This is a genomic window from Streptococcus rubneri, assembly GCF_004785935.1.
In the GTDB taxonomy this organism is placed as follows: domain Bacteria; phylum Bacillota; class Bacilli; order Lactobacillales; family Streptococcaceae; genus Streptococcus; species Streptococcus rubneri.
The window spans coordinates 719,297-733,216 of the sequence record NZ_SRRP01000001.1; the positions used below are offsets into that span (position 1 = coordinate 719,297).

Annotated in this window: 12 protein-coding genes and 2 pseudogenes; 3 read left to right on the top strand and 11 right to left on the bottom strand. The window is 30.7% G+C overall.

The genetic code is table 11. The features are described 5' to 3' along the window. Positions 1–32: 32 nt before the first annotated feature. Together E5S68_RS03740 and E5S68_RS03745 are read right to left on the bottom strand one after the other, a co-directional pair. Positions 33–1,847, bottom strand: coding sequence for a UvrD-helicase domain-containing protein (locus E5S68_RS03740; protein WP_135782401.1), 1,815 nt, complete (start codon positions 1,845–1,847; stop codon positions 33–35). Next, the gene (locus E5S68_RS03745) at positions 1,834–3,903 is read right to left on the bottom strand and encodes an ATP-dependent nuclease (protein WP_135782402.1); all 2,070 of its coding nucleotides are present in this window, start codon (positions 3,901–3,903) and stop codon (positions 1,834–1,836) included. Before E5S68_RS03745 ends, E5S68_RS03740 begins: the two co-directional genes overlap by 14 nt. 669 nt (positions 3,904–4,572) lie before the next feature. Between E5S68_RS03745 and E5S68_RS03750 the strand changes: the two genes are divergently transcribed. Then, a complete protein-coding gene (locus tag E5S68_RS03750; protein ID WP_135782403.1) occupies positions 4,573–5,814 on the top strand; it encodes an aminotransferase class I/II-fold pyridoxal phosphate-dependent enzyme in 1,242 nt (413 codons plus the stop codon). Here E5S68_RS03750 and E5S68_RS03755 read toward each other — a convergent pair. After that, a complete protein-coding gene (locus E5S68_RS03755) occupies positions 5,798–8,077 on the bottom strand; it encodes a tetratricopeptide repeat protein (protein WP_135782404.1) in 2,280 nt (759 codons plus the stop codon). The two genes, E5S68_RS03750 and E5S68_RS03755, sit on opposite strands and share 17 nt — an antisense overlap. Positions 8,078–8,168: 91 nt before the next feature. Between E5S68_RS03755 and E5S68_RS03760 the strand changes: the two genes are divergently transcribed. Next, complete coding sequence (locus E5S68_RS03760) at positions 8,169–9,065, top strand: tyrosine-type recombinase/integrase (protein ID WP_135782405.1); 897 nt, start codon at positions 8,169–8,171, stop codon at positions 9,063–9,065. 378 nt (positions 9,066–9,443) lie between these two features. Here the strand turns inward: E5S68_RS03760 and E5S68_RS03765 are convergent. Beyond that, positions 9,444–9,863, bottom strand: a pseudogene (locus E5S68_RS03765) (zeta toxin family protein); the annotation flags it as partial. On the opposite strand from E5S68_RS03765, the pseudogene E5S68_RS03770 reads away from it, so the two are divergent. Next, positions 9,864–10,025 (top strand): annotated as a pseudogene (locus E5S68_RS03770) (transposase); the annotation flags it as partial. It abuts the pseudogene before it with no gap. A 158-nt stretch (positions 10,026–10,183) separates the two neighbouring features. Here E5S68_RS03770 and E5S68_RS03775 read toward each other — a convergent pair. From E5S68_RS03775 to E5S68_RS03805, 7 genes are all read right to left on the bottom strand, one after another. Then, a complete protein-coding gene (locus tag E5S68_RS03775) occupies positions 10,184–10,411 on the bottom strand; it encodes a hypothetical protein (RefSeq protein ID WP_135782407.1) in 228 nt (75 codons plus the stop codon). After that, positions 10,402–11,034, bottom strand: coding sequence for a DUF3990 domain-containing protein (locus tag E5S68_RS03780; RefSeq protein ID WP_135782408.1), 633 nt, complete (start codon positions 11,032–11,034; stop codon positions 10,402–10,404). Before E5S68_RS03780 ends, E5S68_RS03775 begins: the two co-directional genes overlap by 10 nt. 81 nt (positions 11,035–11,115) lie before the next feature. Continuing rightward, the gene (locus tag E5S68_RS03785) at positions 11,116–11,391 is read right to left on the bottom strand and encodes a hypothetical protein (RefSeq protein ID WP_135782409.1); all 276 of its coding nucleotides are present in this window, start codon (positions 11,389–11,391) and stop codon (positions 11,116–11,118) included. Positions 11,392–11,428: 37 nt separating this feature from the next. Further along, positions 11,429–11,812 (bottom strand): DUF5945 family protein, encoded by a 384-nt coding sequence (locus E5S68_RS03790; protein ID WP_135782410.1) that lies wholly within the window; start codon positions 11,810–11,812, stop codon positions 11,429–11,431. Continuing rightward, positions 11,809–12,042 (bottom strand): DUF5965 family protein, encoded by a 234-nt coding sequence (locus E5S68_RS03795; RefSeq protein ID WP_000152426.1) that lies wholly within the window; start codon positions 12,040–12,042, stop codon positions 11,809–11,811. The genes E5S68_RS03790 and E5S68_RS03795 overlap by 4 nt, the downstream gene beginning before the upstream one ends. Before the next feature lie 50 nt (positions 12,043–12,092). Further along, positions 12,093–13,178: a thioredoxin domain-containing protein gene (locus E5S68_RS03800; protein ID WP_135782411.1), complete on the bottom strand. Its 1,086-nt coding sequence runs from the start codon at positions 13,176–13,178 to the stop codon at positions 12,093–12,095. A 9-nt stretch (positions 13,179–13,187) separates the two neighbouring features. Further along, positions 13,188–13,829, bottom strand: coding sequence for a peptidylprolyl isomerase (locus E5S68_RS03805; protein ID WP_135782412.1), 642 nt, complete (start codon positions 13,827–13,829; stop codon positions 13,188–13,190). Between the last annotated feature and the right edge of the window lie 91 nt (positions 13,830–13,920).

Consider the following 13,920-nt stretch of genomic DNA (forward strand, 5'->3'; position numbering starts at 1 on the left):
CTAAAAAACTAATTTCTATGCCTTAATCATTATTAATTAATAACATCAACTAAATTGGATTGAGTCAACAATGAATATATCTCATTAATATTTCTATTATTTTGCGGACTATTATTTCTCAATTTACAGTATGTGAATATTAAGTGACTTTTTGCTCTTGAAAGTGCGACAAAGAACGCACTTTTATCTTCTTCCGGTTGATCATTAAAACTCCAGAATGCAGAATCCTCCAAGCCTAGAAAATAGACTACCTCATATTCTAATCCTTTACTCTTATGGATAGTCATAATTGGAATTGAGTTTTCACCCTTGAAACTAGAGACTGTATCTAGCCATTCACCTTGTGTTTGAGAATATTCTATGTATAATAACTTTGAAAAGTTCTTGACAATGATATCTAGGTCACTTTTTCCATTGTATGTTGAAAAATTGGAAATAATTCTTTTTTCATCTATTTTTTCAATAATACAATCAATTAATTTTATCATACTTTCTTCATTGGGAATAAAATTTGAAATTAGGTAAGTAATATCACTAACTATATTGTCAATCTCCTTATAAGATTTTGCTAAAATTAAATCATCAGTAAATTCATCTATTCCATTGATATTTCCATAAAAATTACTAATATTTTCCCAAATTAAAGGATCTCGTTTTCCTTGACTACATGATATTAAATCTAATAATAGGTTACAAGTAGGGTCTTTTAAAAGTTCTTGATATTCATTTTCAATTCTTGCTTTAATCCCTTTACTGTTTAATGTAGTTATCAATTTTGAACTATAATCATCAACCTTCTGTTTTGCTAGGATACAAATTTCTGATGGTCGTATACCTCCTTGAATTTTTGATTCTATATCATTTGCAATTAACTCAGCTTCTAAACTTTCATTTTCAAATTCAAATAATGTTATTTCACCCTCTTGAAATTCTGGATAATTATTTGTCTGAATAGATCTATGATTACTATTTAATATCTGATGAACCTCTTTTTGAAATTCTACAAGTTTAGGTACAGAGCGGTGATTCATCAATAATTGATATTTATTTGAATTAAAGTCTCGAATATAGTCTGGAAAAATATCAGGCTTTGCACCTGCCCATCTCATAATGGCTTGATTATTATCACCTACTGCAGTCAATTTACAAGTCGAATCTAAAAAACATATTTTTAATAAATTATACTGGTCATACGTAGTATCCTGAAATTCATCTAAAAATACAAATTCATATGTCATTCGAAGTGCTTTACAGACGTATTCGTTATTAGCTATTATTTGAGTAGCCAACTTTGTTATTTGTCTGTAAAAAAGGACTGGCTTATTACTCTGAGTACCTTTTAACAGATCATTTTTTATAATTGAATCATTATCACTCAAGGCAATACTTTCTGCAATTTCCTTAATGCTATTCATCCTCATTCCAGTAGTATTTAATCCATTTCTATAAAGAACCTCTTTTATGACTTCCATTTCTTCAATCAAATAATCTTTCGACGGTCTTATCTCTCCAGGAAGAACATTTCTAAATTGGTCTAAAATCCTCTTTTCAAATGCTGAATAAGTTAGAGAGGTAAATCGAGAAGCATATTCAGCCCCATAACGTTTTTTCACTCTTTCTTTCAAATTTGATGCAGCATCTGTCTTAAAACTTAATGCTAAAATTTTTTTCGGAGAAATACATTTATTTGTAGAGAAAAGATAGTCTAACTTTTGAGCTAATAATTCAGTTTTTCCAGCACCTGGTCCAGCAATGACTAGACAGTTGGTCACATCCTTGGCAGCTCCTAAAGCAGCCTTCTCTATATTAATATCTACTTTAGGATGCCACTCTTCATTCTTCATCATGTTCAATAACTCCAAGTAATTCTTCAGCTCGTTTAACCATTTTTTCAAACACAGGAGGTAGAAATCTTTTTAATTCATTATCACTAATAGATGATAAAAATTGCATGTGAGTTGTTGGTTTTCCTCTACCTAAAAAGAAATATTGATACCAAATCATGAGTTTCTTTTCCTCTTCAGTAAAACTATCACCTGACCCACTCTTATCTTTTAAAGTAGCTCTTATTGCTTCCTCTTTACGTTTGTTGAAACCTTCTAACTGCAATCTATCAAGACAGTCTAAATCACTCAATTTCACTTTTTTACTACTTCCATCCGAATCATTATATGAAACAACTGGTCCTTCTATTGAGGATAAAGTATTCAGATAATTGTCTTTATAATGTTGTAGCATCAAGAAATCAATATCTAAAGGAGATGAAAAGTAGACATTAAATTCTTCGAGTTTATTAAACCAATTATTCAGGCGTGGTGCATCTATTGATTCAAACTCTCGTTCTCCAATCTCACTGAAATCAAGTCCCTGAGTGCGGAACCATTCTCGGAACTCTGTGTTCAACTCATACAAATATTCAGAAATATATTTTATTCTTCCCCAACCGCCACCGTATCTCTCATTATCAAAATCCAACAAGGTAATATGAGGAATTCTGAGAGCATTCAATAATTTCCAAAAATAGTTGACATGTCTGCCCCCTAAAGGGACAATTGAAATCTGAGAACTATCTACCTCTTTCCCAAGTAAATCAAAAAACTTTGGTAATAGCAGTTCCTCACTGTCGCCTTCACCTAGAACTATTAACTTCGCAAAATATAGTTCAGGATAAGCTTGAATTGCTCCTTTAATATATTTATAAGATTCATCTATAGCTGGAGGTAGCTGTATATCAGAAACAATGGTTTGAAGAACTCTGTCATTATTTTCTATTCTTAAATACTTCAAATCTTCTGGGTCAATTCTTTTTACAATAGCTGGAGAATGTGACGTTAAAATTACTTGAGAGTTGTCATTATTGCCTAATTGCTTAAACCTTTTTATCAGTTTTCCAATGTGATGTGGAGCAATATGATTTTCTGGTTCTTCTATTGCTAGGATAGTTAGTACTGGTGGAATCAACTTAAATCTTGGATTATCAGGATTTTCTTCACGGTCTTTGTTAATTTCTAACTCAATATCAAGTATCGAATCAACAAGTGAAAAATAAAAAATAGATCTCAGTCCATCTCCTAGATCTGAAACTGTAAATGCTTCTTCAGTGGTTGTTGGTGAAAATTTTAAGGCAATCTGTCTAAGTGCTGCCCCCATCTCAGAAGAATTAATAATCAACTCTGCTTGAGAAAAACGGTTATCTTCATGATATAATTCCCATGATTTCTGAATCTCATTGTTGATCTGAGTCAATGCTCCATTTTCAGATAAAAAGGTGTTATTCAACTCATCAATTTTATCTGTAATTTCATTTATCTCATCTTCGGTCCAATTTATACTATTTACCAACCTACTTAACATACTACCTGAAGCATTTCCCAACTCCTTCTCAGGCGTTCTTGAAGCAGGTACATAAAGTACCCTAATTTTATCCAAATCCTTTCTAGGAGCACGATGTTTGTCTTCATCTCTAATAGTATCTTCATCAGATGAAATATAATAAATTTGAGTATCAATACTTCCTTCAACTGTTCCATCATCTTCCCAGGAGGATTCTAATCTGATTCGTAAAAAAGGTTTTGCACCATCTTGAGAAACTGAAAAGTGCTCGAAAAATGTTGGAATGGCTGGTCCATAGACCGTTCCATCAAGTTCATCAAACTCAAAAATAGTTTCTATAAAAAGATTTCTTGTGTTTTCACCAGGTCTTAACCCTTTTGGTAAATGAAAATCACTTTTTCGAATGATTCTATCACTTTGTTTATCTGAAAATAATTTACTCAATGCCTGTAATACACTTGTCTTTCCTGAACTATTATTCCCTATCAGTACAGTTTGATTATTAAAGTTAATTGCTTGACACTCCCCAAAAGATCTAAAATTATTAATAACCATTTTTGTTAACTTCATTACTTGTCCTCGTTTCCTAAATTCAATTGTTTTAATTTTAAGTGCTATTTTCCACCTTCAACATATCTTCCTCAACCTTACTATATTTCCCAAAAAGGCATCATTGAAGAGTGACAGATACTTAACCTTGATCTATTTTTAAAGCATAGACACATATTCTATGAATTCCTGGCAAATAGTGTCTATAAATTCTGTTGAAATGGTACTTGTTCCGTTTTTATAACAGCTAAGGGCTATTGCGTAAAATTTATACAATTCGAGCAAATCTGTTTTTGTCAGGTCATGTGTCTTTCGTAGAATTTTATATTGTTACCAATTATAGTATGCCCCTTTTACTTGATAACGCTATTATAACATTTAAAAATTAAAAAATAGGTTCTAAATTAATAGAAAGTATAATACTAAAATTAGAATTTTTCGTGATAATTCTATAAAATGTTACTTTTCTAATAAACTTGTACTTATTTCCTTCAAATTACACAACTCTCTAGTTGTTGTAAGTTTTTAATTGACTCAAAGGTATTCGATATAATTACAAAACAGTGTTTTACTTTATAGTTGGCCAATATCATTTAATTTTAACTAAAAAAATCATTATACAAATCAAGCTACTAAAGATGAATTTATGATATACTACTGATAATAAATTGTTATCGGTAGGAGAAGTCAGTGTATAAAATTAATAAATTTGAAGGTGAAATCTATCAGAAGTTAAATAAAATTCTTGATTCATATAACCAAGAACAGAATAGCGTAGTAAATCTTGCTGCATGTATTAGCTATCCATTCACCGAAGTATTAGAGATTCAAAGTTTCCCTCTCGCTACTCTGCCAACAGAGGGAGCTGTTGAAAAACGCTTTTTTCCTCATTGTACTTCATTGGATAATATTGAAATATATTCAGAAGAATTGTGTCTTCAACTTTTTGATTTAAATCCTGGTGATTATAGAGTTAATGTGCAACCACATTCAGGAACTCAGGCTAACCAAATAGTCTATAATTGTGTTTTAGAAAGTGACGATTATATTTTATCGTTATCTCCAAAAGACGGAGGACATATTTCACACACTTATACAGGCAAAGGTACTGTAAAATATTATCACTTAGATCATGATTTAAATATTGATTATATCGAATTAAAGGAATTATTAGATAAATATAAACCTAAATTGATTATTATTGGTGCTTCATCGTATGGAAATGAATTTAATTATCAACAAATTTATGAAATTATAAAAGAGGTTAGCCCCAATACCCTTATTTTAGCGGATATTTGCCATAGTGTTTTATATATTATGGCAAAGCTACATAAGTCGATTTTTCCATATGTGGATTTCGTTACTTTTACAATGGATAAATGCTTACGTGGGCCTCAAGGAGGAGTACTAATGTATCGTTCTATATTTGAAGAAAAAATAACTAATTCAATTTTTCCAAGAACACAGGGAGGTCCTACACAAAATGCATTATTTGCGAAATGTATCTGTTTAATCAAATTATTATCAATAGATATTCAAGATTATGCACAACAGGTTATAAAAAATACTTTATTGTTTATAAAACAATTAAGTAAAGAAGGGGTTGATGTTGTTTATAAAAACTCAAAGACTCATATAATTTTAGTTAATCTACTGAATCTAAACTTGAGTGGTAAGGATGCAGAGAATCTACTTTTTCAACATAAAATATTAGTTAACCGAAATCAAATTCCAAATGATACACACGGACCAATGACGACTTCAGGAATAAGATTAGGAACAATCGGAATTACAAATTTATCCTATACTGATGATGATATTAAAAAATTAGCTAAACTAGTAGCTAATTTATTAAAATATAAACAATATGATTATTCCATATATTTAGATCTCATTCGCAAGTACCATGAACAAATTAATATCTCCAATTAGGAGAAAGACCTATACAGAAATTATATTTTTTGTAAGGAATCAACAGATAGTATTTAGTGAGTCCGTCTTGATAATCATCAATATAAGTTTTTTCACAAACAAAAGGAATATCATCAAATTGTTGTAAATTGTATACTATTTGAAATTTATACCAAGGATCGTCTATGAGTGGAATTTCTTCCTCAAAATTTCTTAGTGAATTTTGAAATTCTGTAAAAGAGATTCTTTCAGAAATCAATTCAATAATTAATTTGTTTAACTTGAGCATCCTAATATCTAAGGTCAAAGCTTTAGGACATTCTTGAAGTGATTTATTTATATACTTCAGAGATTGTTGATAATTTTTATTCATCAAAAAAATAATTGATTTATTACAATATGGTTCAAAAATTTCATTTGAATCATATTTTTTTAGTATTTTTGTGGCCTTATTTAGATTCTCTAAAGCTATATCATATTCTCCGTCCCAGATATTAACAACACCTAAATTATTATATACTGTTGCAACAGGTATTTGATATTCATTACGTTGAAAATAGTCCAATGCTAGTTTGAGATTTTCGGTAGCTTCTTTAGTTGGGAAATAATGAGCAGAATTTCGTAAAATAATATAATAGAAGTCGTCTTTTTCTACAGAATTCATGCTTTCATTAAGGAGTTTAATTGCCTCTCGATCTTTACCTAAATGACCATAAGCATTTAGCTTGTAGAGTAATGTTCCAGAGCAATTTTCTAACTTTTCCAGTGATTTTAGCGCCTCCTCAAATTCATATTTTTGAATTTGAAATCTAGGATAGTATAGCTGTAAATCTTTTGAATAATTATCTTTTTGAAGACTGTTTAAAATAGCTAAACCTCCATTAAAATCAGAAATCCACTGGTACGAGTTCAATATATAATGTAAGTATTTTTCGGGTAATAATTCTATTAAATGAAGTATCTTCTTACTCAAAGATACAATGTAAAAATATGAATTTTTCCTGTATTCGATTTCAAGTAACTGTTTGATATATTCTACATTTTGCCGCAACTCTTCAATATTACATATATTTATTAAGCAGTGAATTAAATAAGCTAACTCGCCACCAACTCCTATAGATAGGATAGTTTGCTCTAAATATATTTTTAGATTGTTGGTTACTAATTGAAGATCAGAAGCATTTGTGTGATTTAAAATACCATTTACAATTGATTCGTGTGAAATTTTGATTTTATCATTTGTATCTCCATTAATATAGACAAAACCTGCATCAATAAGGGATTTTAGAGAATCAACTACTTCAGTATTTTCGTCTAATATAGATTTAATGTAGTTAAAAACTATATCTTTTCTCATACCAGCAGGAAAAATCGATGATATGATAAGTATATTTTTTTGAATATCTGGAAGTTTGTCATATATATCAGAAATATTAAATAATTCTGAATTTGGATTATCAATAAGTCTGTTAATAATTAATTCAATATCTTTATAATTACCTTGTGTTATCTGCCATATTTGATTCAATTTGACATTATCAAGTAAAGCAATTTTATTTCTTATTAGTAATTTACACTCATCCTCAGTAAGATACGATAAATTTAATACAGTAGGAGTATAATTGTCCAATGTATCTAGTTTATCAATCGATTTTATCTTATCATTTGTTCGGTTTATAATTGTTAAAGAGATTCCGCTTTGAAGTGTATTAAAGTCATCTTCAAATTTTATTTTTATATCTTCAGATAAAAATTGATAATTATCAATAATAATATTAAGACGGATTTTTTTTGAAACATGACTGAAATATCTTAAATATAAATCATTTTCAAATATTCCCTCCTTTATTTCAGTAATAACTTCTTCCCAAGGATAATCAATTACTTTTTTGTAAGTTGTATCGAATGCAATAAACGATCTGATTAACCTAAAACTATGTTTCAGAGTTAGATTTGTTAGTTTTTGTTTTCTTAAATAATTTGAAAACGAATATTTTTGAGGTATTGATAAGCATAGATTTCTTCTGAATTGTGTTGGGACATACGCTCCTTTTAGTAGATTTTCAAAAAATTTATTACTTTCAAACCCATCATTTATAACATCAATGTAGAGAATAAAGGCTTCTTTATCATGGCTGTAAACTTGTTGACAAACCTCTTTGATTAGCTCGGTTTTACCACTACCACTTAAACCATTAATAATATATAAACTATTTTTATCATTACTAGAAAATTTAAAATGCTGTTTTAATTCTTCTATTTCAGTATCGCGACCGTAATACATAAAACATCTCCTACCGATAACAATTTATTATCACTATACAAAGCACTCAAATAGGTTTATAATAGCATGATTATTGATAAAGGAGATTTTTATGGATTATAAGCTTATTTCTACTTACTTAGATTATTGCAAAACTCATAAGCGTTTGAGTTCACACACGATTCGAGCTTATAAGAATGATCTTATGCAATTTTATAATTCAAACTATGATAATGTCGAATCCTATATCGAAGAGTTGACACAATCTAACATAAAAACGAATACATTAAGAAGAAAAATTGCTTGTATAAAGGTGTTTTATAACTATCTAAAATACCAGCACATAATTGAAGAGAATCCCTTCAATCAATTACGCTTTCAATTTAGAACTGAAAAAATATTGCCTAAAACGATTCCGTATGATATTCTGAAAAATATTTTTTCATATTTAGAGCAGAGAGTAGTTATATCTAAAACTGACTATCAAAAACAAAAAGCTGAAAGAAATCTACTAATTATTTCCCTATTACTTTCAACAGGTATCAGAATTTCTGAACTTTGTCACATTCATCTCAAAGATATTAATCTTTCCAATAAGACACTCCATATTATAGGAAAAGGTAAGAAAGAGCGTATCCTATTTTTAGGAGATCAAACAACCTTCAATTTATTAGAAACATATATAAATAAAAACGGAAAGGAATCTAATGATTTCCTATTCCCAGGAAAACATTCGCCTAAACCATTGTCAGAGCAAAGTGTACGTTTAATTTTAAAGAGAATCGTTGAACAAAATAGCTTATCTAAAACTATTACACCACATATGTTTAGACATAGCTTTGCAACAATGCTTCTAGATAATGATGTAGATATTCGATATATTCAACAAATTCTTGGACACAGTTCTATATCAATCACACAAATCTATACTCACGTATCTCATTCAAAACAAAAAGAAATACTTAGTTCTTTCAATCCTATGTCAGTGATTCATTCTGAAATCGAGTAAGAGACATTTCCGAAGGTTACAGTTTACTTCATCTTAAATTAATGTTTGTAGTTCGACTTTAGTTAATAGATTTTATACTCAACAAAAGCAAAAAGCATGCAAAACTCCACTTTGAATCAGCATTTATACTATATTCCGTATTAAGAACTCCATAATTGTTTTTCTAAAATATAACTTTCAAGTATCCTTAAATATAATAAAAAGAGATGGGCAAAATCTCAATTCCTGAAGAAAATGGAGTAAATCTTCCCACAAGAAAACGCATAATTTCAAGTTTTTCAACACCTGAGACTATGCGTTTTTTAGTTCTAAAAAAGTTTCGCCCACCTTAAACAACTAACAAAAGTTATAAGTAGACTATATTTTAAAACTTAAGATCTAACAACCATTTCGATTAGTTAAATCTTTCAATCTTTCTTCTCCTGATTTAAGCATCTCTTTCTCAACTTGATTCCATTCGCCAAATAGTAAATCATGAAGAACGGTTGCTACTGAAGTTTTATCTTCTTCTGAATCGTATACACAACTTCTATCTCGTTGGTGAATTTGAATTCTTTCAAAGATAGCTAGTTTTTCCAATTGTCTTGTATTATCAACTAGATAATTTACAATGAAATCATGATGTTCTTTTGGAGTTGCGCGTGCTTGATCTGGATTGATAGCGTACAGTTCTTCATAACGGATAAGGGTGCTCAGATAGGACAGCTTAGGCTTTGTCGCAATCAAAGCTAATTGTACTTCATATCCCATACTTTTCAAGAGTTGTGCTGTTTCCTTTGGAACGTCAACGCCCTTTAACTACCCTATTCTAACGCCAAATTGGAAGCGACTAATAATCTCATTAAACTCATCAAACGAAATGCCTTTGGTTTTCGAAACTTTGAAAACTTCAAAAAACGGATTTTTATCGCTCTGAACATCAAAAAAGAAAGGACGAAATGTGTCCTTTCTAGATCTTAGCTTTTCTTCAACCCACTGCAGTTGACAAAGAGCCATAACATTTAGAAAAAAGAAATGCACCATTTTTGGTGCGTTACTTCTTGTTTTTCTAGCCTAAACTTTACTCCTAAAAAAGCCACCTTAAAGAGTAATTCCTTTTTCGGTGGCTTTTTAAAATACTATACATTAAAATACTCTTGTTTAATTTTTGTAAGCAGATTGTTAGCAACCGAAGTTACACCAACATGCATCAGTTCAGGATCAGAATAATCTAGATTACGAGCATAGCCTTCTGCAACAGTCTGAGCAATACGCTTATCCAATTTATAATTAGAGGCTTTTAATAGTGCTTGAAATAATTCTGAACTATATAGTCTAATATTATTTTCCAATGATACTACTGCCATTTTTGTAACTCCTCTCCTGTTTTTGATTGATAAACCATCTCTATTTTCATTATATCACAAAAAGATTGGTTGTGGATGGATAATTGTTTAAAAGAATATGGTTTTCTAAACTCAGCAAGCATTTCTTCTTTTGTAATTTCATTCTGACGAAAACGAGCTAAAGCTTGGGTTGGATTGTCATCAGTCTGAACACCATAGATAAAATCAAAATGGTGTTGTAATTCATCTGGATTTTCCCGATTTTGAACGACAAATTCAGCAAAATCTAAATCTGACTCTGACTTTTTATGTTTTGCAAAATAGTGACAATGATAGTCAGGGTTCTTAAAAATTTCTATAAAATTTGAAATACGAAATTCTACTATAATTCCTACTTCTTCTTCTGAGTCAAAAATATTATTATTAGAGCTGCTTCGATTTAATACTTCAACTTGCTTGTTAATAAATTTTCTAGCTTGTTCAAAGTCAGGCGTGATATAGAAACCAGGACCAAAATCTAGCTCACTTCCTAAATTAAATTTAACATCTATACCACTTTTTAAGGATTCTAAATGTCTCAATAATGTAGCATGAAACCACTGCGTCTGACCTAGTTGCTTTTCCTGCTTGGTAGTCAACTCCAAAATATTTACTTCCTTCTCTAGTCTATACTAAAAGTATAACACAAGACTTTATTCAAGTAAAAGAAAATTGTATAAAACTATTCACTTCCTTCCGTCTTTCCTAAACCTCTCTAAATTCTTCTCCAATTGTTCCTTATGAAGTTGATTCTTAGCTTCCTTTAATGTGTCATCCAAAGTTTCTTCTCTGTAAGTTGATTCTGTTTTTAGTTGTTGTGATTCTTGATTTGGAGTAAAAATGATATCTAACAGTCGGTCTATTTTTTCAAGATCTTGGACAGACATATCAGATAGTCTATAAATTAGCTTCTTAAATACATCACCATTGTCTTGGTTTTTCTTAAAAAATGTTGTAAACATCTATAACCTCCCAAAAAAAGCAGCCTATCAGGACTGCTTAGTGTAATTCGGAAATCGCATCATAAATTGACTGCAATTTCTTATTGTCTTTATTCTTTGTGTCAATCAAAGTATGTAGCCCTTCAATTTTCTTTTGACTACTTTCAATATCGCTATTGTTATCCGCAATCAGTCTTTTAAGATGTTGCTGATAACTTGTAGTGATATCTGTCTCTTTTCCTGTTCTAACCTCTGCAACTTTGGGTTTAGAACTAGGATTTGATTCCGTCACAGGTGCTTGTTTTCGCTTTTGAAAAGCTGCTTCATAATTTACTTCATTACCTCCTTGATGATTTCCAAATAAGGCCGCAATTTTATCTGAATCCCCTTGATTTTCTGATTTACTTTCTAATGGCTGATTAAAATTCCAATCTTTTGTCATTCACTCATTTCATCCTTTCTAAATTCAGAATCATCGAATTGCCTTTCTTTACCAAAGGCATGGTCAAGTGCTTCTTCAAAACTCATGTGACTGATGCTTTGACGCCTTTTGAACGTCGCAAACATCGCTGTCTCCAGTTGTTCTTTGTAAGTAGCGAGTTTTTCTGTCTCTCTTGCTACCTTACTCTCTTGCCTAGTGACCTTTTCTTCTAAGCGTTCAATAATGGTCATATACGATCCTCCTTCATTCTAATATTAGCTAAAACATCTTGATTTTGTTATCACAATTCTAAACATTGAGAGGTTTGTCTTACTGGTTGATTCCTCAATGTCTCTTTTGTAGTCTCGATCATCAATTGTAAATCTGATTTCTTTTCCCGAAGAATATCGTTCCAGTCTCTTTTTTCTTTCCCAGATTCATTATCAGGTAAATCCAGTAAAACAGGAAATCCTGATTGAGATAACTTATCAGAAAAATCTTTACCTGCATCATCACAATCTACCGCAAGTGTCAATAAATCAGGATGATTATTGAAATAGGTAGTGGTATCACGAATTGTATTGATCAAAGGCAATAACTTTGAAGGTGTTACTGTATCTAAGAATTCCAACTTCTGATTTTCTTCAGCTATCAGTCGTAAAGTTTGATAAGCGACAACAGACCTTTTTAATCCCTCCATAGATACCAAGCGAACATCTGATAGACTTTGTTGATGAAGTTCGTAATAGCTCATCAAGTCGATGAACGATTCACAAAAGACCAGTCTATTTGGTTTACCAATGTCAAAGGATATTCCAACATGTCCATGGCTTCCTTTTAGAATCGTTTTTAACCTTTCTCTAGGAAGAGAGTGATTCTTATAAATTCCTTGTAAGCTTGTTGCCTGCAGTTTGTGACGATGATCAAAACTTTTAAAAACAATAACAGGTTCAACAGTTTCATTTGTTTTCCAACTGGCTTGTGCTATCAAACCTTGTTGAATCATCTTTTGTACGATTTCTTCTGAGATTTCTCTACATTCTGTTAAATAATATCTAGCCAGACTACAGCTAGAATCTTCTATTCTCTTTAAAGGATAATAAAATGGTCTATCTCTATTTTCTTGAACAGCTTCTTTTTGAAAAGGTTCTTCAGAAAGAAAGGCTAGAGCTTCTTTAAAGGAAATTCCCTTAACAAGTCGAACAAAATCAATGACATCACCTTGAATATCTCTTGAAAACCATTTAAAAGTATTGGTAGTTGAAAAAATCCGAAATGAATCGTGTTCAGAATGCTCATAGACACTGCTCGAAACTTGTTTAAAGTAGATACCTAAACGATTGGCTACATCAAGAATTGAAATTTGCTTACATTCCTCTATATTCATCAAACATCATCATTTTGTCGTAGTATTTGGCAGTGATGGTATTGATGATGATTCTTCTAAAGTTTTAGGAGTTGCCTTATCTAAATCATCTAACCCAGATTTCCAAACCTGTACTTGATTGACCAATAACTTACCTGGTAGTTTCGAATAAGACAACTTAACCGTTCTGGTTTCTGTCTGATTGGTCTTTGATTGGTTGGCATTCTTTAAATCGGATACATAGGTTACATTATAAGACACCATAGCAATGGCTTGATTCGTAGTCTGATTGACAAAGATATTAGCTTTTTCAAAATGATAATCCAAAATATAATCCTTATACACTTGGTTCATGGCATCATTTTGACTTGACAATTCTTGAGAATAAGCTGATTCAGTCATATAAGGTTGAATACGTGTATTATTTTCTCCGAGCTTTTCTTTCGTATAGTACTGTGTCAAAAATTCTTTTACAGTATCTGATGACAAAATACTTGCTTTATCTTCTGCTTGTTTGTCCTCTACAAGTTTAGCTGCAGCCAATTCAATCTCTTTACGACTTTGTTTAGCAGTAGAATGTTGACCAGCAGTATATCCCATCATGAGAATAAAGCTAGTTGCAGCCACTGCTCCAACACTAATTAAGGCTTTAGTTTTGACTTTATTTAACATCTTAGACCTTCTTTCTATAAAAACTAGGTCAAGCATACCAGATAAATCTTGAAAAAAGTATCACAATAGAAAAAGGACTCTACATTGAAAA

Bases quoted from the DNA above. Each gene is read 5' to 3' on its own strand.
- E5S68_RS03740 (WP_135782401.1), bottom strand. From the start codon at position 1,847: ATGATGAAGAATGAAGAGTGGCATCCTAAAGTAGATATTAATATAGAG.
- E5S68_RS03745 (WP_135782402.1), bottom strand. From the start codon at position 3,903: ATGAAGTTAACAAAAATGGTTATTAATAATTTTAGATCTTTTGGGGAG.
- E5S68_RS03755 (WP_135782404.1), bottom strand. From the start codon at position 8,077: ATGTATTACGGTCGCGATACTGAAATAGAAGAATTAAAACAGCATTTT.
- E5S68_RS03760 (WP_135782405.1), top strand. From the start codon at position 8,169: ATGGATTATAAGCTTATTTCTACTTACTTAGATTATTGCAAAACTCAT.
- E5S68_RS03775 (WP_135782407.1), bottom strand. From the start codon at position 10,411: ATGGCAGTAGTATCATTGGAAAATAATATTAGACTATATAGTTCAGAA.
- E5S68_RS03785 (WP_135782409.1), bottom strand. From the start codon at position 11,391: ATGTTTACAACATTTTTTAAGAAAAACCAAGACAATGGTGATGTATTT.
- E5S68_RS03790 (WP_135782410.1), bottom strand. From the start codon at position 11,812: ATGACAAAAGATTGGAATTTTAATCAGCCATTAGAAAGTAAATCAGAA.
- E5S68_RS03795 (WP_000152426.1), bottom strand. From the start codon at position 12,042: ATGACCATTATTGAACGCTTAGAAGAAAAGGTCACTAGGCAAGAGAGT.
- E5S68_RS03800 (WP_135782411.1), bottom strand. From the start codon at position 13,178: ATGAATATAGAGGAATGTAAGCAAATTTCAATTCTTGATGTAGCCAAT.
- E5S68_RS03805 (WP_135782412.1), bottom strand. From the start codon at position 13,829: ATGTTAAATAAAGTCAAAACTAAAGCCTTAATTAGTGTTGGAGCAGTG.